This is a genomic window from Bacillus sp. BS98 (assembly GCF_008432245.1).
Taxonomy (GTDB): domain Bacteria; phylum Bacillota; class Bacilli; order Bacillales; family Bacillaceae_G; genus Bacillus_A; species Bacillus_A toyonensis.
Genome location: NZ_CP043830.1, coordinates 4,157,591 through 4,177,880, shown reverse-complemented (window position 1 = coordinate 4,177,880; position 20,290 = coordinate 4,157,591). Strand labels below are relative to the sequence as shown.

Annotated in this window: 22 protein-coding genes and 1 other annotated feature; of the genes, 19 read left to right on the top strand and 3 right to left on the bottom strand. The window is 37.0% G+C overall.

Annotated elements, in window-relative coordinates; all coding sequences use genetic code 11:
* Nucleotides 1–11: 11 nt before the first annotated feature.
* The 5 genes from mnmA to F0362_RS21665 all read left to right on the top strand — a co-directional run bounded on the left by mnmA (nucleotide 12) and on the right by F0362_RS21665 (nucleotide 4,804).
* The gene (gene mnmA / locus F0362_RS21685) at nucleotides 12–1,127 is read left to right on the top strand and encodes a tRNA 2-thiouridine(34) synthase MnmA (protein WP_001038014.1); all 1,116 of its coding nucleotides are present in this window, start codon (nucleotides 12–14) and stop codon (nucleotides 1,125–1,127) included.
* A gap of 110 nt (nucleotides 1,128–1,237) precedes the next feature.
* Complete coding sequence (locus F0362_RS21680; RefSeq protein WP_000066402.1) at nucleotides 1,238–1,897, top strand: tetratricopeptide repeat protein; 660 nt, start codon at nucleotides 1,238–1,240, stop codon at nucleotides 1,895–1,897.
* 107 nt (nucleotides 1,898–2,004) lie between these two features.
* Nucleotides 2,005–4,341, top strand: coding sequence for an SF1B family DNA helicase RecD2 (locus tag F0362_RS21675; RefSeq protein ID WP_000528059.1), 2,337 nt, complete (start codon nucleotides 2,005–2,007; stop codon nucleotides 4,339–4,341).
* A gap of 127 nt (nucleotides 4,342–4,468) precedes the next feature.
* A complete protein-coding gene (locus F0362_RS21670) occupies nucleotides 4,469–4,657 on the top strand; it encodes a hypothetical protein (protein ID WP_000469281.1) in 189 nt (62 codons plus the stop codon).
* Nucleotides 4,658–4,675: 18 nt separating this feature from the next.
* Nucleotides 4,676–4,804, top strand: coding sequence for a YrzQ family protein (locus tag F0362_RS21665; RefSeq protein WP_001053553.1), 129 nt, complete (start codon nucleotides 4,676–4,678; stop codon nucleotides 4,802–4,804).
* A gap of 35 nt (nucleotides 4,805–4,839) precedes the next feature.
* Here F0362_RS21665 and F0362_RS21660 read toward each other — a convergent pair whose 3' ends face one another.
* Nucleotides 4,840–5,052: a hypothetical protein gene (locus F0362_RS21660; RefSeq protein ID WP_000242555.1), complete on the bottom strand. Its 213-nt coding sequence runs from the start codon at nucleotides 5,050–5,052 to the stop codon at nucleotides 4,840–4,842.
* Between the two features lie 176 nt (nucleotides 5,053–5,228).
* On the opposite strand from F0362_RS21660, the gene F0362_RS21655 reads away from it, so the two are divergent.
* Entirely contained in the window at nucleotides 5,229–6,296 is a 1,068-nt protein-coding gene (locus F0362_RS21655; RefSeq protein WP_000793114.1) for an AI-2E family transporter, read from the top strand.
* 42 nt (nucleotides 6,297–6,338) lie between these two features.
* Here F0362_RS21655 and F0362_RS21650 read toward each other — a convergent pair whose 3' ends face one another.
* Nucleotides 6,339–6,683, bottom strand: coding sequence for a PH domain-containing protein (locus F0362_RS21650; RefSeq protein WP_000209538.1), 345 nt, complete (start codon nucleotides 6,681–6,683; stop codon nucleotides 6,339–6,341).
* Nucleotides 6,684–6,920: 237 nt separating this feature from the next.
* Nucleotides 6,921–7,139 (top strand) — a binding site (T-box leader).
* Nucleotides 7,140–7,179: 40 nt separating this feature from the next.
* On the opposite strand from F0362_RS21650, the gene alaS reads away from it, so the two are divergent.
* The 12 genes from alaS to F0362_RS21590 all read left to right on the top strand — a co-directional run bounded on the left by alaS (nucleotide 7,180) and on the right by F0362_RS21590 (nucleotide 19,263).
* Nucleotides 7,180–9,822: an alanine--tRNA ligase gene (gene alaS / locus F0362_RS21645; protein ID WP_000811807.1), complete on the top strand. Its 2,643-nt coding sequence runs from the start codon at nucleotides 7,180–7,182 to the stop codon at nucleotides 9,820–9,822.
* Nucleotides 9,823–9,898: 76 nt separating this feature from the next.
* The gene (locus F0362_RS21640; protein ID WP_000348591.1) at nucleotides 9,899–10,165 is read left to right on the top strand and encodes an IreB family regulatory phosphoprotein; all 267 of its coding nucleotides are present in this window, start codon (nucleotides 9,899–9,901) and stop codon (nucleotides 10,163–10,165) included.
* Between the two features lie 3 nt (nucleotides 10,166–10,168).
* Nucleotides 10,169–10,582 carry a Holliday junction resolvase RuvX gene (ruvX, locus tag F0362_RS21635; protein WP_001221202.1) on the top strand — a complete coding sequence of 138 codons (414 nt, stop codon included), beginning with the start codon at nucleotides 10,169–10,171 and terminating at the stop codon, nucleotides 10,580–10,582.
* Between the two features lie 12 nt (nucleotides 10,583–10,594).
* Complete coding sequence (locus tag F0362_RS21630; protein WP_000392249.1) at nucleotides 10,595–10,873, top strand: DUF1292 domain-containing protein; 279 nt, start codon at nucleotides 10,595–10,597, stop codon at nucleotides 10,871–10,873.
* Between the two features lie 218 nt (nucleotides 10,874–11,091).
* On the top strand, nucleotides 11,092–12,162 hold the full coding sequence (gene mltG / locus F0362_RS21625; protein WP_000572128.1) for an endolytic transglycosylase MltG: 1,071 nt from the start codon (nucleotides 11,092–11,094) through the stop codon (nucleotides 12,160–12,162).
* A 203-nt stretch (nucleotides 12,163–12,365) separates the two neighbouring features.
* Nucleotides 12,366–13,007, top strand: coding sequence for an O-methyltransferase (locus F0362_RS21620; protein ID WP_000389100.1), 642 nt, complete (start codon nucleotides 12,366–12,368; stop codon nucleotides 13,005–13,007).
* A gap of 7 nt (nucleotides 13,008–13,014) precedes the next feature.
* Nucleotides 13,015–13,944: a peptidase U32 family protein gene (locus tag F0362_RS21615; RefSeq protein ID WP_000742797.1), complete on the top strand. Its 930-nt coding sequence runs from the start codon at nucleotides 13,015–13,017 to the stop codon at nucleotides 13,942–13,944.
* A gap of 18 nt (nucleotides 13,945–13,962) precedes the next feature.
* Nucleotides 13,963–15,243 (top strand): peptidase U32 family protein, encoded by a 1,281-nt coding sequence (locus tag F0362_RS21610; protein WP_000217963.1) that lies wholly within the window; start codon nucleotides 13,963–13,965, stop codon nucleotides 15,241–15,243.
* 17 nt (nucleotides 15,244–15,260) lie between these two features.
* Nucleotides 15,261–15,899 carry a uridine kinase gene (gene udk / locus F0362_RS21605; RefSeq protein WP_000537080.1) on the top strand — a complete coding sequence of 213 codons (639 nt, stop codon included), beginning with the start codon at nucleotides 15,261–15,263 and terminating at the stop codon, nucleotides 15,897–15,899.
* A gap of 274 nt (nucleotides 15,900–16,173) precedes the next feature.
* Nucleotides 16,174–16,650: a transcription elongation factor GreA gene (gene greA / locus F0362_RS21600; protein ID WP_000102593.1), complete on the top strand. Its 477-nt coding sequence runs from the start codon at nucleotides 16,174–16,176 to the stop codon at nucleotides 16,648–16,650.
* Nucleotides 16,651–16,741: 91 nt separating this feature from the next.
* Entirely contained in the window at nucleotides 16,742–18,496 is a 1,755-nt protein-coding gene (locus F0362_RS21595) for a peptidoglycan D,D-transpeptidase FtsI family protein (RefSeq protein WP_000702462.1), read from the top strand.
* A gap of 116 nt (nucleotides 18,497–18,612) precedes the next feature.
* Entirely contained in the window at nucleotides 18,613–19,263 is a 651-nt protein-coding gene (locus tag F0362_RS21590; RefSeq protein ID WP_000897105.1) for a YrrS family protein, read from the top strand.
* A gap of 34 nt (nucleotides 19,264–19,297) precedes the next feature.
* On the opposite strand, the gene F0362_RS21585 is transcribed toward F0362_RS21590, so the two are convergent.
* Nucleotides 19,298–19,513 carry a YrzA family protein gene (locus tag F0362_RS21585; protein WP_000010978.1) on the bottom strand — a complete coding sequence of 72 codons (216 nt, stop codon included), beginning with the start codon at nucleotides 19,511–19,513 and terminating at the stop codon, nucleotides 19,298–19,300.
* 136 nt (nucleotides 19,514–19,649) lie between these two features.
* On the opposite strand from F0362_RS21585, the gene F0362_RS21580 reads away from it, so the two are divergent.
* Nucleotides 19,650–20,288 carry a class I SAM-dependent DNA methyltransferase gene (locus tag F0362_RS21580; RefSeq protein ID WP_000536326.1) on the top strand — a complete coding sequence of 213 codons (639 nt, stop codon included), beginning with the start codon at nucleotides 19,650–19,652 and terminating at the stop codon, nucleotides 20,286–20,288.
* Nucleotides 20,289–20,290: the final 2 nt, after the last annotated feature.

The following is a 20,290-nucleotide window of genomic DNA, read 5'->3' as shown; positions in this document are numbered from 1 at the left end:
GAGGTGACATGATGAACAAACTACCTCACGAAACACGCGTTGTCATCGGGATGTCCGGTGGCGTCGATTCATCTGTAGCAGCTCTTTTATTAAAAGAGCAAGGTTATGATGTGATCGGAATTTTTATGAAAAACTGGGATGATACAGATGAGAATGGTGTCTGCACAGCAACAGAAGATTACAATGATGTAATTGAAGTGTGTAACCAAATCGGTATTCCGTATTATGCAGTAAACTTTGAAAAACAATACTGGGACAAAGTATTTACGTACTTCTTAGATGAGTACCGAGCTGGTCGTACACCAAACCCAGATGTAATGTGTAACAAAGAAATTAAATTTAAAGCATTTTTAGAGCATGCAATTGCGCTTGGTGCTGATTATGTAGCGACAGGCCATTATGCACGTGTTGCTTATATGGACGGCGAATATAAAATGCTTCGCGGCGTTGATGACAATAAAGACCAAACGTATTTCTTAAATCAATTAAGCCAAGAGCAATTATCAAAAACAATGTTCCCATTAGGTGAATTAAAGAAACCGCAAATTCGCGAAATGGCGACAGAAGCTGGTTTAGCGACAGCGGCGAAGAAAGATAGTACTGGTATTTGCTTCATTGGCGAGCGTAACTTTAAAGATTTCTTAAGTAACTATTTACCAGCGCAACCAGGTGTGATGCAAACGTTATCTGGTGAAGTGAAAGGAAAACATGACGGTTTAATGTACTATACAATTGGACAACGTCATGGCCTTGGTATTGGTGGTAACGGTGATCCATGGTTCGCTGTTGGGAAAAACTTAAAAGACAACATTTTATATGTTGATCAAGGATTCCATAATGAACTTCTATATGGTGATGAAGTTATCGCTACGAATGTAGGATGGGTAAGTAACAAAGCAAAAGAAACAGAATTTAAATGCACAGCGAAATTCCGCTATCGTCAAGCAGATAATAAAGTAACGGTTCAAATTGTTGATGAAAATACAGTTCGTATTCTTTGTGATGAGCCAATTCGTGCGATTACGCCAGGCCAAGCAGTTGTTTTCTATGATGGAGATGAGTGCTTAGGCGGCGCTACAATTGATGAAGTATATCATAGTGGTAAGAAATTAGATTATTTAGGATAAAACGAGAAGCCTCTGCCGATTAGCGGTTAGAGGTTTCTTTTATATAAAGCGAATTTTCGTTCGCTTGGAAAATACATTCTTTGTTATAATTTGTTGTAGAGGTGAAGGACATGTCAAACAAACTTGAAACAGGTATTCAATATATGCAAGAAGGAAACTGGGAAGAAGCAGCTAAAAATTTTACAGAAGCAATCGAAGAAAATCCGAAAGATGCGCTTGGATATATTAACTTTGCGAATTTATTAGATGTATTAGGTGATAGTGAACGAGCAATTTTATTTTATAAGCGTGCATTAGAGTTAGATGATAAATCTGCGGCTGCTTATTATGGCTTAGGAAACGTATATTACGGTCAAGAGCAATTTGCAGAGGCAAAATCTGTATTTGAACAAGCAATGCAATCGGGCTTACAGTCAGCTGATGTAACATTTATGTTAGGTATTACACATGTGCAACTTGGAAATGATCGTCTTGCATTACCATTTTTACAAAGAGCGACGGAATTAGATGAAGACGATGTAGAAGCTGTTTTCCAATGCGGACTTTGCTTCGCGCGACTAGAACATATTCAAGAGGCAAAACCTTATTTTGAAAAGGTATTAGAAATGGATGAAGAGCATGCAGATGCGTATTATAATTTAGGTGTTGCGTACGTATTTGAAGAAAATAACGAGAAAGCTCTTACTTTATTTAAGAAAGCAACTGAAATTCAGCCAGACCACTTTTTAGCTGGTAATGGTATTCGTTTATTAGAGCAAGAAGCTGAATAAAGTGAAATAATAGTTTAATGCGCAGTTACCCCTCATCTAAAGATTGTGAAAGAGGTGGGGGATGTACTGCTCATTAAGGTGAAAAGAACTCGGGAAGGAGAGGAAAGATGGGAAATCAACATGCCATGGATTTGTTTGAGGAAGAGAAAAAATTTATAAAAGCGCAAGTTCTTCATACCATTTTCCACAACGAAGAAAACCTCTATTCCGTTGTCAGTATGAAAATCATTGAAACGAATGAAACATACGACGAAAAAAAAGTAATGATAAACGGTCATTTTCCCCGTATGCATGAAGATGAAGTGTTTACATTAACAGGTCATTTTAAAGACCACCCGAAGTATGGGAAACAATATTTAGTTGAAACGTTTAAGAAAGAATTGCCGCAAACAAAAGCAGGTATGGTGCAATATTTAGCGAGCGATTTATTTAAAGGGATTGGAAAGCGTACGGCTGAAAAAATCGTAGATCACCTTGGTGAGCATGCCATTTCTAAAATTATGGATGATCCTGATGCGTTAAATGGTGTTGTTAACAAACAAAAAGCACAGGAAATATATGAGACAATTGTGGAGCATCAAGGGTTAGAGAAAGTAATGAGCTTTTTAAATGGTTACGGTTTTGGAACGAAGCTTTCTATTAAAATTTATCAGCAATATAAAGAAATGACATTAGAAGTGATTCGTAATAATCCATATCAACTTATTGAAGAAGTGGACGGGATTGGTTTTGGACGAGCAGATGATATAGGACGTGCGTTAGGTATATCGGGTAATCATGATGACCGTGTACGTGCGGGATGTTTTTATACGTTAGAGAATGTTTCACTGCAGCTCGGTCACGTTTATATGGGGAAAGATCAACTTGTAAGAGAAACGATGTCACTTTTAAATAATCAAGAAGGTAGAGTGACTGAGGAAGACATTATAGGCTGTGTTGAAATGATGCAAAGTGAAGGGAAAGTCATCATTGAAGAAGAACGAGTGTACTTAGCATCGTTATTTTACTCTGAAAAAGGTGTTGTAAAGTCTATTCGTAGGCTTATGAATCAAGAGGAAACCCCTTCATTTCCTGAAGCAGAAATGTTAAAAACATTAGGTGAAATTGAAGAACAGCTGAAGGTGCAGTATGCACCGTTTCAGCAAGAAGCAATTCAAACGGCACTTCATAAGCCGATGATGTTATTGACAGGTGGACCAGGAACGGGGAAAACAACAGTTATTAAAGGAATTGTTGAAATGTACGCGTCCTTGCATGGGGTATCATTAAATCCGAATGAATACAGTGATGATAATCCATTTCCAATATTATTAACGGCTCCAACAGGAAGAGCAGCGAAGCGAATGAGTGAATCTACCGGGCTCCCTGCTTGTACAATTCATCGTCTGCTTGGTTGGACGCCAGAAGGGTCTTTCCAGCGTAATGAAACCGATCCAGTTCAAGGGAAGTTACTCATTATTGATGAGTTTTCGATGGTAGATATTTGGCTTGCAAATCAGCTATTCAAGTCACTTCCGACAAATATTCAAGTTATCGTTGTAGGTGATGAAGATCAGTTGCCATCTGTAGGACCTGGACAAGTGTTAAAAGATTTATTAAATGCAGGAGCCATTCCAACGGTAAAACTTACAGAAATTTATCGTCAGGCGGAAGGTTCGTCTGTTATTCAGCTTGCCCATGCGATAAAAGACGGAACACTTCCACCGGATTTAGCTCAAAATAAAAAAGATCGTTCATTTATCAGCTGTGCAGGGGCTCAAATTGTTGAAGTTGTAAAAAAAGTATGTGAAAACGCGAAGACGAAAGGGTTTAGCGCAAGAGATGTCCAAGTGTTGGCACCTATGTACCGCGGACCAGCAGGTATTAATGTGTTAAATGAAGCTCTTCAAGAAGTGTTTAATCCGAAAAAAGAAAAAAGTAAAGAAATTGCCTACGGTGACGTTGTGTATCGAAGAGGTGATAAAGTACTTCAATTAGTCAATCAGCCGGAAAGCCAAGTATTTAATGGTGATATTGGAGAAATTGTTTCGGTGTTTTATGCAAAAGAAAATGTTGAGCAACAGGACATGATTATCGTTTCATTTGATGGAATCGAAGTAACGTATACAAAGCCGGATTTAAATCAAATTACCCATGCATATTGCTGCTCGATTCATAAATCACAAGGTAGTGAATTTCCAATAGTTATTATGCCGATTGTAAAGAGCTACTACCGTATGTTACGTCGTAATTTAATTTACACGGGCATTACAAGAAGTAAGAAATTCCTTATTATTTGTGGGGAGGAAGCGGCTTTTCAATCCGGTGTAAATCGCCTTGACGATGCAATGCGTCAAACGACTTTAGCTAGTCGTTTGCAAGAATCACAAGGAGAGGTGCAGATGGTAACGGTTAATGGCGAGGAAATGGACGTGGAAAACATTTCACCGTATGATTTCATGTAACGAGGTGAAATTATATAGTGAAACTTTCAAACGTATAACGTTGAAAGGCTCCAGCAATGTATAAATGAATGGGGTTTGGACATAATGGCGAATAGAATATGGGAGACTGTAAGGAGATGAAAGCCATATGTTTATTTGTCCAAATTGCAAAGGGAAAGACATCGGAAAAATAGGTGTCAACCAATTTTATTGCTGGAATTGTTATATCGAATTATCGGTTTCAAAGGGGAAAATCCATACGCATCAAGTAGAGGAAGATGGTTCATTAAGCTCTCTTGATGATTTATTTGATGAGAACGAAAGAACGATCGGATAACGAAAAGGGGGATTTACTTTGAATCTACGCAATTCATTAATCGCATTAGGTGTTGGAGCTGCAGCATATCAATATGCTCGCAAGCAAGATGTATTTTCAAAACGCAATATGAAAAAAGCACGTAAGATGATTAAATCTTATTTATAAACGTAAAAAACTCCCTTCATGATAAGGGAGTTTTTTTATGCGCTCGTATGCAAATATAAAAGTCCAATTTCAGAGAAGAGATAAGATAGACCGTAACACCCAACACCAAGCATTCCGTAATGAAATAATTGCTTCGCCCTCTCTTTTCGTGAGGAACGAATAAAGAAACCTTTCCAAATACCAAATCCGATACAAACCCATTCAAGAATCATAAAAAGTGCTGATAATACGAGCATAAATAAAACCATTATGAGTCCTCCTGATTATATTGTTTCATGCTGCATTCTCAGGGATGGTTGTCCTTGTTATGTTATGTATATGTACGTCTTTACAAAACAGTATGGTCTGTATGAAAAGATTTTAAAAGTTTTGCACATAACCTACCCTATTTATTTTCAAAATAAAGGTGGAGGAGGTTTTTCGTGTGAAGAATCTTAAAATCATTTGGATATACCGTTTAGGATTATTGTTACTTGTATTTCTTTGTTTGCTTGTCTTCTTAAAGATCAAGCCACTATGGGCGCCGATTATTTTTGTATGTAAAGTGGCGATTACACCGTTTCTTATCGCTTGTTTTATTGCGTATTTATTGCATCCTTTAATTGAAAAAATTCATAAGGAAGGGATGCCGCGCACACTCGCTATTTTGCTCATTTACATCCTGTTCTTTGGCGGGATTGGCTATGGGATTTATAAAGGAACGCCAGTTGTTATTAAACAGTTACAAGAAATTAATGAACAATTTCCGCAGTTCACAAAAATGTATGATTCTTGGATGGATGGCGTTACAGAACAAACAGCGAATTTCCCATCATTTATTCATGAAAAGGTAAAGCAAATTTTCGTTGGTGTAGAAATGAAGATACAAACGCTTTTAAATAAAGTTATGAGCACAGCCCGTGGTGTACTGGATTCATTGCTCATTATTTTCTTGATTCCGTTCATTGTATTTTACATATTAAAAGATTACGGTGAGTTTTATCATATCTTTTGGAAACTAGTTCCGAGTAAGTGGCGTAGTACGGGTCAAATGCTTGCGAAAGAAATTGATAAATCACTCGGAAGTTATATTCGAGGACAGTTATTTGTTTGCTTAGTATTAGGGGGAGTATCTGTTCTTTCTTTTTGGTTTATCGGTATGAAGTATCCATTGCTGCTCGGCATTATTATTGGGGTAACGGATATAATCCCATACTTTGGTCCTATTTTAGGGGCGATTCCCACGTTGATGATTGCGGCAACGGTATCAACGAGTTTACTCATTAAGGCGGGGATTACAATTGTTATTTTGCAATTTTTGGAAAGTAACATTTTATCGCCTTACATCGTTGGTAAGTCGCTTCGTATGCACCCCGTTATTATTATGCTTGCCTTACTAGTTGGAGGAGAGATAGCCGGGATTGTAGGATTGCTAATATCGGTTCCGATTTTAGCAGTTATTCGTACAGTGATTGTTCATGTGAGGCCTCTTTGGAAAAGAGAAGATGTTTAAAATGAAGCCCTCTATTTAAAAAATAGAGGGCTAATCATATGATTATTTAGGGAGCTGATTTTTTATTTTTTGAACAAAAGAGCTCACATCAGTTGTTTGAATATGTTTTATTCTTTTCCATTCCGTATCATACATAAATACAATTTGATTGCTGAAAAGGCGCTTTTGTTCTTTTAGATTAGAAATTTTTGCGAAAGAGTACTCTTCAAATATTGGATTCTTACTTACATCTGGTCCATAAAAGAATAGCCTTTTGTCCGTTAAAATCAATAGGCCTGGCCTTGCGACGGAACGATAAATAAATATGTCTAATGAACATGCTGCATAAAAAAGAATTTTTTCATCAGTTGTTAACATTTCTCTAGCTTGATTCAATAAAGTTGTCATTGTAATCGCTCCTTTATTGTTAATAATTTAATTATAACAAATAATGTAATATTTAGAAGTTTGTATAAAGTATTTTTTGTGAGGAGATTCCTATTTAGTAATAAATGCATAATATATTGAAAGGCTGTTAAGAATGAATAGTAGAATAACTATGAGTAATAAACAATTGATACAATATAAATGATTATCTACATTGACAAACTTAAGAGAATTCTATTATATTTAGTCATATAATACATTAAATCAATGACGGAACAAGTACGTTACAGTCCATTTGTAGAGAGAAGCTTCCACTGGCTGAAAGGAGCTTTAAATGAAGGGTAACAGAAAGCTAATCCTGAGAGCAGCTAATCACTGCCGTCTTGCCACGTTACGGCACCATGAGGTGATGAATTGATTGTTATAATAATCAATTCATAATTAGGGTGGTATCGCGAGTTAACTCTCGTCCCTTTTATAGGGGCGGGAGTTTTTTATATTTAAGGAGGAAAATACAATGAAACAACTAACAGGCGCACAAATTCGTCAAATGTTTTTAGACTTTTTCCAAGAAAAAGGACATGCAGTAGAACCTAGTGCATCACTAGTTCCACATGAAGATCCATCTCTTCTATGGATTAACAGTGGTGTAGCAACATTAAAAAAATATTTTGATGGACGCGTAATCCCGCAAAATCCACGTATTACAAATGCTCAAAAATCAATTCGTACAAACGATATTGAAAACGTAGGGAAAACAGCTCGTCACCATACATTCTTTGAAATGTTAGGGAACTTCTCGATCGGTGATTACTTCAAAGAAGAAGCAATTACTTGGGCTTGGGAATTTTTAACGAGCGACAAGTGGATTGGATTCGATAAAGAATTACTATCAGTTACAATCCATCCGGAAGATGAAGAAGCATTTACAATTTGGAATGAGAAAATGGGTGTTCCAAAAGAGCGCATCATCCGCTTAGAAGAAAACTTCTGGGATATCGGTGAAGGACCAAGTGGACCGAATACAGAGATTTTCTATGATCGCGGGGAAGCTTACGGTAATGACTTTAGTGACCCAGAATTATATCCGGGCGGAGAAAACGAGCGTTACTTAGAAGTATGGAACCTTGTATTCTCTCAATTTAACCATAATCCAGACGGTTCATATACACCACTTCCTAAGAAGAACATTGATACAGGGATGGGTCTAGAGCGTATGACATCTATCGTTCAAGATGTACCTACGAACTTTGATACGGATCTATTCATGCCAATGATTGGTGCAACAGAATCAATTTCTGGTGAGAAGTATCGTAATGGAGACTTAGAAAAAGATATGGCGTTTAAAGTCATTGCTGACCATATTCGTACAGTAACATTCGCTGTTGGTGACGGTGCTCTTCCATCTAACGAAGGCCGTGGTTATGTATTACGTCGTTTATTACGCCGTGCTGTTCGTTATTCTAAGAAATTAAACATCAACCGTCCATTCATGTTTGAATTAGTACCGGTTGTTGGAGAAGTAATGAAAGACTTCTATCCAGAAGTACTGGAAAAGAAAGATTTCATCGCAAAAGTTGTGAAAAATGAAGAAGAACGCTTCCACGAAACACTTCATGATGGTGAAGCAATTTTAGCTGAAGTTATTGCAAAAGCGAAAGAAGAAAAAACAACTGTTATTTCTGGCGTAGATGCGTTCCGTTTATACGACACGTACGGTTTCCCAATTGAATTAACAGAAGAATATGCAGAAGAAGCTGGTATGACAGTTGACCATAAAGGTTTTGAAGCTGAAATGGAAAAACAACGTGAGCGTGCACGTGCTGCTCGTCAAGACGTTGATTCTATGCAAGTTCAAGGCGGTGTACTTGGTGAAGTTAAAGTAGCGAGCGAATTCGTTGGTTACGGTACAGTTGCAACAGAAAGTAACATTGTTGCACTTGTGAAAAACGGTGAGTATACAGATAGCTTACAAGCAGGTGAAGAAGGACAGTTAATGCTTGATGTAACACCATTCTATGCTGAGAGCGGCGGACAAATTGCAGACCGTGGTTACCTTCTTGCTGATGGCGTGAAAGTTGTTGTAAAAGATGTACAAAAAGCACCAAATGGTCAAAACTTACACAAAGTAGTTGTGGAAGAAGGTACATTAACGAAAGGTGCGGCTGTAAAAGCTGTTATCGATACGAAAAACCGTAGTAGCGTTGTGAAAAACCATACAGCAACTCACTTACTACACCAAGCGTTAAAAGATGTACTTGGAACGCATGTTAACCAAGCAGGTTCTCTTGTAACTTCTGAACGTTTACGCTTTGACTTCTCTCACTTCGGTCAAGTACAAGCTGACGAATTAGAAAAAATTGAGCGTATCGTAAACGAGAAAATTTGGGAAAGTATTAACGTTGAGATTTCTCAAAAATCAATCGAAGAAGCGAAAGAAATGGGTGCAATGGCATTATTCGGTGAAAAATACGGTGATGTTGTACGCGTTGTACAAGTAGGCGATTACAGCTTAGAGCTTTGCGGTGGTTGTCACGTTGATAACACAGCTTCTATCGGTATTTTCAAAATCGTTGCTGAGTCTGGTATCGGTGCAGGAACTCGTCGTATTGAGGCGGTAACTGGTAAGTCTGCATACGAATTAATGAACGATCAAGTAGGTTTATTAAAAGAAGCAGCAGGAAAAATGAAAACAAATCCGAAAGATATTTTAACGAGAGTTGATGGCTTATTTGCTGAAGTGAAACAACTTCAAAAAGAAAATGAATCTCTTGCTGCAAAATTAAGCAATATCGAAGCTGGAAACTTAACTGATTCAGTAATGACAGTTGATGGCGTAAACGTATTAGCAGCGAAAGTAAATGTTGCAGATATGAACAACTTACGTACGATGATGGATGACCTTAAAAATAAATTAGAGTCTGCAGTTGTTGTATTAGTGTCTGTAAATGACGATAAAGTAAACATTTTAGCTGGCGTAACGAAAGATTTAATTAGCCAAGGTTACCATGCTGGTAAACTTGTGAAAGAAGTAGCTTCTCGTTGTGGCGGTGGCGGTGGTGGCCGTCCTGATATGGCTCAAGCGGGCGGTAAAAACCCAGCACAAGTTGAAGAAGCTTTAGCATTTGTACAAGAGTACGTTAAATCTGTTTCAAAATAAAGAGATAGTAGTGTACAATGGTAGGGAGAGGAGAAGTTCTTCTCCCTATACTTACTATATAAGTGAGGTGCTTGAAATGGACGGTTTTGATAAAACAATGAAGTTTAGCATTCAAGATGAAAAACAGAGTGTCCATGTAAATGATGTACTTTTAACTGTGTATGATGCACTTCAAGAAAAAGGCTATAATCCGATTAACCAAATCGTCGGTTATTTATTAAGTGGAGATCCAGCATACATACCTCGCCATAAAGATGCACGAAGCATTGTTCGCAAACTTGAACGTGATGAGATAATTGAAGAGCTTGTGAAGTCTTACTTGAAACATCATCGTGAGGAGTAGTTTATGCGGATATTAGGTTTAGATGTAGGTACAAAAACAGTCGGAGTTGCAATGAGCGACGAAATGGGCTGGACAGCACAAGGATTGGAAACAATCAAGATTAACGAAGAACGAGGTCACTTTGGTTTTGACCGTATTTCTGAGTTAGTAAAGCAGTACAATGTGGACAAAATAGTAGTAGGTTTACCTAAAAATATGAATGGTACAATTGGCCCACGTGGTGAAGCGTGCCAGCAATTTGCAGAAAACCTACGAGAGCTGTTACAATTAGACGTTGTAATGTGGGACGAGCGTTTGTCGACGATGGCGGCGGAGCGTCTACTCATTTCAGCTGATGTAAGTCGTAAGAAGCGAAAGCAAGTAATCGATAAGATGGCTGCAGTCGTAATCTTACAAGGATTTTTAGATAGTAAATAAGAGGTGACCAAAATGGAAGAAAATCAAATTACAATTGTAGACGAAAAAGGTAACGAACATTTATGTGAGATTGTTTTCACTTTTGATGCTGAAAAATTTGGCAAAAAATCATATGTAGTCTTCTCTCCAATCGGTGAAGTAGACGAAGATGGAGACCAAATTTATGATGCAATGGCTTATGAGCAAAATGAAGAAGAGGGCGGAACTTTACTTCCAATCGAATCTGAAGAAGAGTGGGAAATGGTACAAGAAATGTTCAACACTCTAGCTGATGAGCAAGAAGCTGAATAATAAGTACTGAGAAGATGGACGATATATAGTCCATCTTTTTTTATATGTAAAATGAAAGATTTTTTGTCGAAACTGTGTAATCCTTTGTAGTATAATGAGACGGATTGTAGAAAAATAAAATATCTGTCAAAAAATGATAGGTAAGTTTATTGTGATTTTTCATCGTGTTGTATAGAAAGACGTACATATGGCCTACAATTGAATAAGGAGGAAGAGTTTTGATAGAGAATCAAGTGAAAAAGAAGCGTAGACGCATTTTTTTATTTTCGATTATTGCACTGCTTTTAGTTTGTGGTTCAGTCTATGCGTATATTTCATCGGCATTAGGACCAGTTGATAGCGGGAATAAAAAAGAGATTGAAGTAGAAATTCCGAAAGGATCATCTACTAGTAAAATTGGTGAAATTTTAGAAGAAAAGGGTGCTGTGAAAAACGGTACAGTTTTTAGCTTTTATACAAAGGCTAAATCAAAAAACTTACAAGCTGGTACATATTTATTAAATCCTTCAATGAGTGCCTCAGATGTCATTGAACAAATGTCATCTGGTAATGTACATCGTCCAGCTCTGTATAAAGTGACGATAAAAGAAGGAGCGCAAGTAACTGAAATTGCAGAAACGGTTGCGAGTGAATTAAAGTGGAATAAAGATGATGTTACGCGTCAATTAAACGATAAAGCATTTATTCAAAAAATGCAGCAAAAGTATCCGAAGTTATTAACGGATAAAATCTTTGATAGTAATATTAAATATCCATTAGAAGGGTATTTATATCCTGCGACGTATTCGTTCTATAAGAAAGATACAACGTTAGAAGAAATCGTAATTCCAATGCTTGAGAAAACAAATGCAATCATTGTTCAAAACGAGGCGAAAATGAAAGCGAAGAACTGGGATGTTCATCAGCTTTTAACATTGTCTTCACTGATTGAAGAAGAGGCGACTGGTTTTACAGATCGCCAAAAGATTTCTAGTGTTTTTTATAATCGCTTAGCAAAAGGTATGCCCCTTCAAACAGATCCAACGGTATTATACGCGCTTGGAAAGCATAAGCAACGTGTATTATACGAGGATTTAAAGGTGAATTCACCGTATAATACGTATGTTGTAAAAGGATTACCAGTTGGACCGATTGCGAACTCTGGTAAACATTCAGTGGAAGCTGCGTTAGAACCTGCGCAAACAGATTATTATTATTTCTTAGCTGCACCAAGTGGTGAAGTGTACTATGCGAAAACATTAGAAGAGCATAATGCATTAAAGCAAAAATATATTACGAAAAAACAGTGAAATGGGGAGGGATAGCGAAAAAGGTCGCACATCCCTCTTTTTTGTGGTAAAATATATCGGGTTAAAAACTGGCAGAAGAATCGTTTTTAATATCAAAACGGGACGTACAAGCTAAGGGTAAAGCTGGCTTGTATTTTTATTGCATTCTATGTGTGAAAAGACGTCATAGAGGCACTTCTCCATGTAAATAAGGAGGACCATTTATGGAGGATGCAGTTAACGAGTACCTATTATCATTTATTGATCCAAAAGATAAATTAATTCTTGAAATGGAAGAATATGCAACAGAAAATCATGTGCCGATTATGGATCGACTTGGAATGGAATTTATGCTGCAATTTTTACGTTTAATTGGACCGAAAAGCATTTTAGAGCTTGGTACAGCAATTGGCTATTCTAGTATTCGTATGATGCAAGCTATTCCAAATTCACGCATTGTGACAGTTGAGCGCAATCGTGAACGATATGAAAAAGCACTTGAATATATAGAACGTTCCCCAGTAAAAGAACGTATTTCAGTTATATACGGTGATGCGTTAGAGACGGGTGAACAAGTAAAAGAACACGGAACATTTGACGTTATTTTTATTGATGCAGCAAAAGGACAATATCGTCGCTTTTTTGACTTATATGAACCGTTATTAAACCCTGGTGGCGTAATTATTTCAGATAATGTTATGTACCATGGTCTTGTAACGACAAAAGAGAAAATTGAAAATAGACGTACACGTGGTTTAATCCGTCGTATTAAGACGTACAATGAATGGCTTATGAACCATGAAGGATATGATACAACGATTTTCCCAATTGGAGATGGAGTAGCTGTTAGTAAAAAGAGAGGATGACCAAGGTATGAAGAAACCTGAATTGTTAGTAACGCCAAGAGCGGTGGCGGATATCGAACCTCTTGCGAAAGCAGGAGCAGATGCAGTAATGATCGGTGAACAAAAGTTTGGTTTACGTTTAGCAGGGGAATTTTCACGTGAAGATGTAAAAAAATCTGTTAAAATTGCACATGAAAATGGTGTGAAAGTATACGTAGCAATGAATGCTATGTTCCATAATGATAAAGTAGAGGAATTAACAGATTACGTTGCATTTTTAAACGAAGTACATGTAGATGCAATTGTCTTCGGAGATCCAGCGGTATTAATGGCTGTTCGTGAAGTAGCACCAAATATGCAACTGCACTGGAATACAGAAACGACAGCAACAAATTGGTTCACTTGTAACTACTGGGGGCAAAGAGGAGCGAAGCGTGCTGTATTAGCTCGTGAGCTTAGCTTAGATGAAATTGTTGATTTAAAAGAAAATGCTGAAGTGGAACTTGAAGTGCAAATTCACGGTATGACTTGTATGTTCCAATCGAAGCGTTCGTTAGTAGGAAACTACTTTGAGTATCAAGGACGTAATCTTGACATTGAAAAGAAAAAATATGAAGAGAATATGTTCTTGTATGACCCAGAGCGTAACAATAAATATCCAATTTATGAAGATGAAAATGGTACTCACATTATGAGTCCGAATGATATTTGTTTCATCGATGAATTAGAGGAACTAATTGAGGCTGAAGTTGATAGCTTAAAAATCGATGGTGTACTAAAAAGCTCTGAATACATTATTGAAGTAACGAAGAAATATCGTCAAGCGATTGATTTGTGTGTGGAAGATCGTGATGCGTATTATGACGTGAAAGATGATCTATATAAAGAAATAGAAGAAATGCAACCAGTAAATCGTCCATTAGATACAGGATTCTTCTTTAAAGAAACGGTTTACTAAACGAGGAGGGTGTAGGAAATGACTGTACAAGAAATTTCACGAGTGATCGATGGCAAGCGCGTTATTGTGAAGAAACCTGAACTGTTAATCCCTGCGGGTAACTTAGAAAAATTAAAAGTAGCTATCCATTATGGGGCAGATGCTGTATATTTAGGTGGACAAGAATTTGGTCTTCGTTCTAATGCAGGTAACTTTACGCTAGAAGATATGGCAGAAGGCGTTGAATTTGCAAAGAAATATGGAGCGAAAATATACGTAACAACAAATATTTTCGCACATAATGAAAATATGGACGGGCTAGAGGAATATTTAAAAGGGATTGAAAAGGCTGGTGTAACGGGAATTATCGTTGCAGATCCGCTTATTATTGAGACGTGTAAACGTGTAGCGCCTTCTGTTGAGGTGCATTTAAGTACACAACAATCGCTATCCAACTGGAAAGCAGCACAGTATTGGAAAGAAGAAGGTTTACATCGTCTTGTATTAGCTCGTGAAGCAAGCTATGAAGAAATGAAAGAAATTAAAGACAAAGTGGACATTGAAATTGAAGCATTCGTCCATGGTGCAATGTGTATCGCATATTCAGGAAGATGTACATTAAGTAACCATATGACAGCGCGTGACTCTAACCGTGGTGGTTGTTGTCAATCTTGTCGCTGGGACTATGACTTAGTTCAAACGGTATCACAACATAAAGATGCAAAAGAGCTTCCTTTATTCCAAAAAGAAGATGCTCACTTTGCGATGAGTCCAAAAGATTTAAATTTAATCTTGTCAATTCCGAAAATGATTGAAATTGGAATTGATAGCTTAAAAGTTGAAGGACGTATGAAATCTATCCATTACGTAGCGACTGTAGCAACTGTATATCGCAAAGTAATTGATGCGTATTGTGCGGATCCGGATAACTTTGAGTTTAAACAACAATGGTTAGATGAGCTTGATAAATGTGCAAATCGTGATACAGCTCCTGCATTCTTTGAAGGGGTTCCAGGACATCAAGAGCAAATGTTTGGAAATCATAGTAAGAAAACAACGTATGATTTTGCTGGTTTAGTGTTAGATTATAATGAAGAAACGGGCATCGTAACGCTTGAGCAACGTAATCACTTCAAACCAGGACATGAAGTGGAGTTCTTTGGACCAGAAATAGAAAACTTTACGCAGACGGTGGAGAAAATTTGGGATGAGGATGGAAACGAATTAGATGCAGCGAGACATCCGTTGCAAATCGTAAAATTCAAAGTGGATCAACCAGTGTATGTGAATAATATGATGCGCAAAAACATACTTCAATAAGAAAGAGTGGTAGTCGAATGGGGACGAATAAGCCTGTTGTAATTGGAATCGCTGGTGGTTCAGGATCAGGAAAAACAAGTGTAACGAAAGCGATTTTTGACCATTTTAAAGGTCATTCCATTTTAATCTTGGAGCAAGATTATTATTACAAAGATCAAAGCCATTTACCGATGGAAGAGCGTTTAAAAACAAATTATGATCATCCGCTTGCGTTTGATAATGATCTGTTAATTGAACATTTGCAGCAGTTGCTTGCATATGAGCAAATTGATAAGCCTGTATATGACTATACATTGCATACGCGTTCAGAAGAAATTATTCCAGTTGAGCCGAAAGATGTAATCATTTTAGAAGGAATTCTTATTTTAGAAGACCCACGTCTTTGTGAGTTGATGGACATTAAGTTATTCGTTGATACAGATGCAGATCTTCGTATCCTGCGCCGCATGCAGCGTGATATTAAAGAGCGCGGTCGTACGATGGATTCAGTTATTGATCAATACGTAACTGTTGTGCGTCCAATGCACAATCAATTTATTGAGCCTTCTAAGAAATTTGCGGATATTATTATCCCTGAAGGTGGACAAAACCATGTTGCAATTGATATTATGGTGACAAAAATTGCAACAATTCTTGAACAAAAAGTAAATTTGTAATAGCATAGTAAAAGATATACGATAGGAAGGGATTTTTTCCCTTCCTATCGAATACAATGAAGCATGCAACCTCATCTATATATAGGTGAGGGCATATTTATATCAACTTTCCATACATATCTTCTTTAAAAGAAGAATTGGAAATACGGGGTTGTATGTGACAACTCCGCTAGTGCAAGGGTACTAGAAACCTCCGCTAACAATGGAAGCGGAGGAGTTTTCATATGGAACTCCTCTTTTTTCGGGGGATTGGTATATAAAAGGAGTGGAAAATATGTCAACAGAAAAAACATACCCTATGACGCAAGAGGGTAAGCAAAAATTAGAGAACGAAGTTGAGCAATTAAAAACAGTAAGACGTAAAGAAGTAGTAGAGCGTATTAAAATCGCGCGTAGCTTCGGCGATCTTTCTGAGAACTCTGAGTACGATGCAGCGAAAGATGAGCAAGCGTTCGTAGAAGGACGTATTACACAATTAGAAAACATGATTCGTAACGCAGTTATCATCGAAGATAATGGCGAAGAATCTACTGTCGTTACATTAGGTAAAACAGTAACATTTAAAGAATTACCAAATGGAGATGAAGAAGCTTACACAATCGTAGGTAGCGCGGAAGCTGACCCATTCGAAGGAAGAATTTCTAACGATTCTCCAATCGCAAAGAGCTTATTAGGTAAGCAAATTGGTGAGAAGGTAGCAATTCAAACACCAGGCGGAGAAATGCAAGTAGAGATTATCTCTGTTAAATAATAAAAATCACTCGTGTAAAAACGAGTGGTTTTTTTATTTGTATAAAAGGTTAAACACCTCGTCCAAACTATAATAGACGAGGTGTTTTTTTATGAAAATAAGACGGAGAATTACAGTTGTTTTAATTTGTTTTATATGTGTGATGTTTTTATTACTTTGTCGTTTACTCCAAATACAGATTATAGATACTGAATCTTTTACTGATCGAAATATTAATTTAATCGAAAGAAGCGTTACGCAACGAACACAATCACTTACAGTAGATAATGGAAGAGGACATTTTACAGATCGGAATGATAAAGAAATTGGTGAAGAGAAATACCCAGTTTTAATTATTTTTCCTTTTTTACAAATAAAAAATGACATGTTAAAGAAAATTGCGCATATCATTGGTGTGTCGAGACAAGAGATCAAAATACAAATGAAAGATAAAAAAAATGCATTTATACTCCAAAGAGGAAATGAGCCATTTCCTTTAGTACGAGAGCAGATGGAGAAGATTAATCAATTAAATGTATTGGGCATTGTAGCGGCTGAAGTTCGATTAAAACAAACTGGAGGGACAAATCATTTAGTGGGTGAAGTGGGGGAGAATGAACGAGAATTCCAAAAGCGATATGGAGAAGTAGAAAAAATTTCAAAACAAACGCCAATTGGTATTTCTGGATTACAGCAATCTTTTGATGAATTTTTATTAACTGATGGAGAGGCAAAAGTATTGTATCAAGTGGACCGGCAAGGAGAACCGATTTTTGGAAAACAGGCGAAATACACTTCGCCAGGAAATCCATTTTATCCAGTTACAATTCAAACTACTTTACATAAAGAGTTGCAGCAAAAAGCTGAAGAGACAATTGAAAAAAGTGAAATAAAGAAGGGGGGATTAGTATTACTTGATGTAAAAACAAATGAAATACTAGCGATGGTTAGCAAACCATCTTTACAGGTTAAAAACGAAAGATTATATAAAGCTACACTTGAAAATCAAATGTTAACACCGCATTTTCCTGGTTCTGTTTTTAAAACAGTAGTTGCAACGGCAGCGATTGATCAAAATATAAATGTATTGAATCGCACATTTAATTGTAATAAAGATTTATATGGTGAAAACGACCCACAAGTTTTGATGGGAACACTTAGTTTTAAAGGGAGCTTTGCTAGAAGCTGTAACAGGGCATTCTCACAGTTAGGTAACGAGCTAATACAAAAGGATAAGATGGTGTTAGAAACGTACGTAGCGGCTTTAGGAGCAGTTGGAAAGGTTGGTTGGAACGGTTCGGTATTTCATACATCGCGTTTCGAGCAAATGCCAGAGGAGAAGAGTGCTATTATCTGGGGGAGTGAGGAAAATAAGACTAGTAAAAAAGCGGTAGCGCAAACAGCAATTGGACAGAAAGATGTACGTATATCACCTCTAGCAATCGCTAATATGATGGCGACGATTGCTAGGAATGGAGAAAAAATGGAAGTGAAAGCTGTTAAAAAAATAGTGTATAAAAATGGAAGTGACTTTTTTACATTTGAAAACCATAAATTAAATGGAAAACAGCTTTCTTATGAAACAGTAAAAACATTACAAGAGTTATTAAGAGGCGTTGTAACAACAGAGAAAGGAACAGGAGCAGCATTCAGGTCGTTGCCACTAAGTGTCGCTGGAAAATCTGGGACAGCACAAACAGGAAAAGGGATGAAGGTCAATCGCTGGTTTGCAGGTTATTTTCCATATGAAAATCCAAGATATGCTTTAGTTGTCGTTGATATAGAAACGGACAGCAGTGTAAATAAAGTCACATCCATTTTCAAAGATATCGTAGAAGAAATCCATCGATTAGAGAATGAAAAGTAATCTTGCAATTCATAGTGAAATGTTTTCATTTCATGAAAATATTATTGTAAATGTTCAACCTTTCTAGATTTAATGTTACAATAGCAAGTATGAAAAACTGCATGGAGGTTTGAAGAATGGCAGGAGGATCTAGATTCCAACAGAAACAACAAAAACGTCGTCAAAACGGTGTTTTAAATATTGCAATCGCTATTGTATTAGTGGCAGTAGCTATTGTAGCATATCAATTGTTCGTTCCTGACACAAAAGAGCAAGCGTCTTCTAATGATAAAAAGGTAGCTCAGCAAACAACAAAAGAAAATAAAGCTGAGAAAGCTAAAGGTAAAGAAGAGACGAAGAAGGACGAACAAGAGAAGGCAGAGGCTAAGAAGAAGGAAGAAGAAGAGAAGCAAAAGGCTGAAGAAGAAAAGCAAAAAGCTGAAGAAGAAGCGAAAGCTAATGAGAAAGTGGCAGCTGAAAAAACACAGCCAAAGGCAACAGATGCTTATACGAAACCTTCTTGGAAGCCAGTAGGTACAGAGCAAGGTGCAACACCTGCGATGACGTTTAACAAAGGTACAGCAGATTGGAATGAGATGAATCAAGCGATTTCCGCTGCAATCGACGTTCCGGTAGAGCAATTAGTTATTCATAGAATCGGAAATAACGGTAAGAATAAAGCTTACGGCAACGTACAAGATAAGCAATCAGGTAAAAAATATTATGTAAATATTGATTGGGTAGAAAATGAGGGCTGGAAACCAGTGCTTGTTCAAACTCTAAACTAAAAAAGAGAAGCTCCTAGGAGCTTCTCTTTTTTAGTTAGCATAATTTCTTTAATTTAAAATGAACAACCGCGCTGTAATACGGTCTTTTGCTTTCGGGATCCATAACCATTTGATGCGAGATGTGATGAACTTCAAGCATAAGTGCTTTATTATTATCAATTTGTTCACTAATTTTTCTTTCTAAGGAAGCTAAGTCTCCCGCTTCAAAAAATTCTATTTTATCTTCTAACATTTCAAAGGTAAATGACATGAAGATGCCCCCTCTCCTATGTAATCAACTACAGTGTAACAAAGAAAAGAAGGAAATACCACGTGCATTTCAATTGACATTTTTAGAAAGAGGGAATATCATACTGATAAAACCGATAAGAAAAAGGGGAATTTTTATGGGCACAGAATTTAATGGTTTATTTGATGAGTGGGCTCATACGTACGACTCATTCGTACAAGGCGAAGATATACAATATAAAGAAGTTTTCGCCCATTATGAGGACATTTTAGAGGATGTAGTTAACAAGTCATTTGGTAACGTATTAGAATTTGGTGTTGGTACTGGCAATTTAACAAATAAATTATTACTTGCCGGTCGTACAGTTTACGGTATAGAACCGTCGCGTGAAATGCGCATGATTGCAAAAGAGAAATTGCCAAAGGAATTTTCTATTACAGAAGGTGATTTTCTTTCGTTTGAAGTTCCGAATTCAGTTGATACCATTGTAAGCACCTATGCATTTCATCATTTAACAGATGATGAAAAAAATGTAGCTGTTGCGAAGTATAGTCAATTGCTAAACAAAGGTGGTAAAATAGTGTTTGCTGATACGATATTTGCAGATCAAGATGCATATGATAAAACTGTTGAAACAGCAAAACAAAGAGGTTTTCACCAGTTAGCAAACGATTTGCAAACGGAATACTATACACGTATTCCGATCATGCAGACTATATTTGAAAACAATGGCTTCCATGTAACGTTTACGAGATTAAATCATTTCGTTTGGGTAATGGAGGCAACTAAGCAATAGAA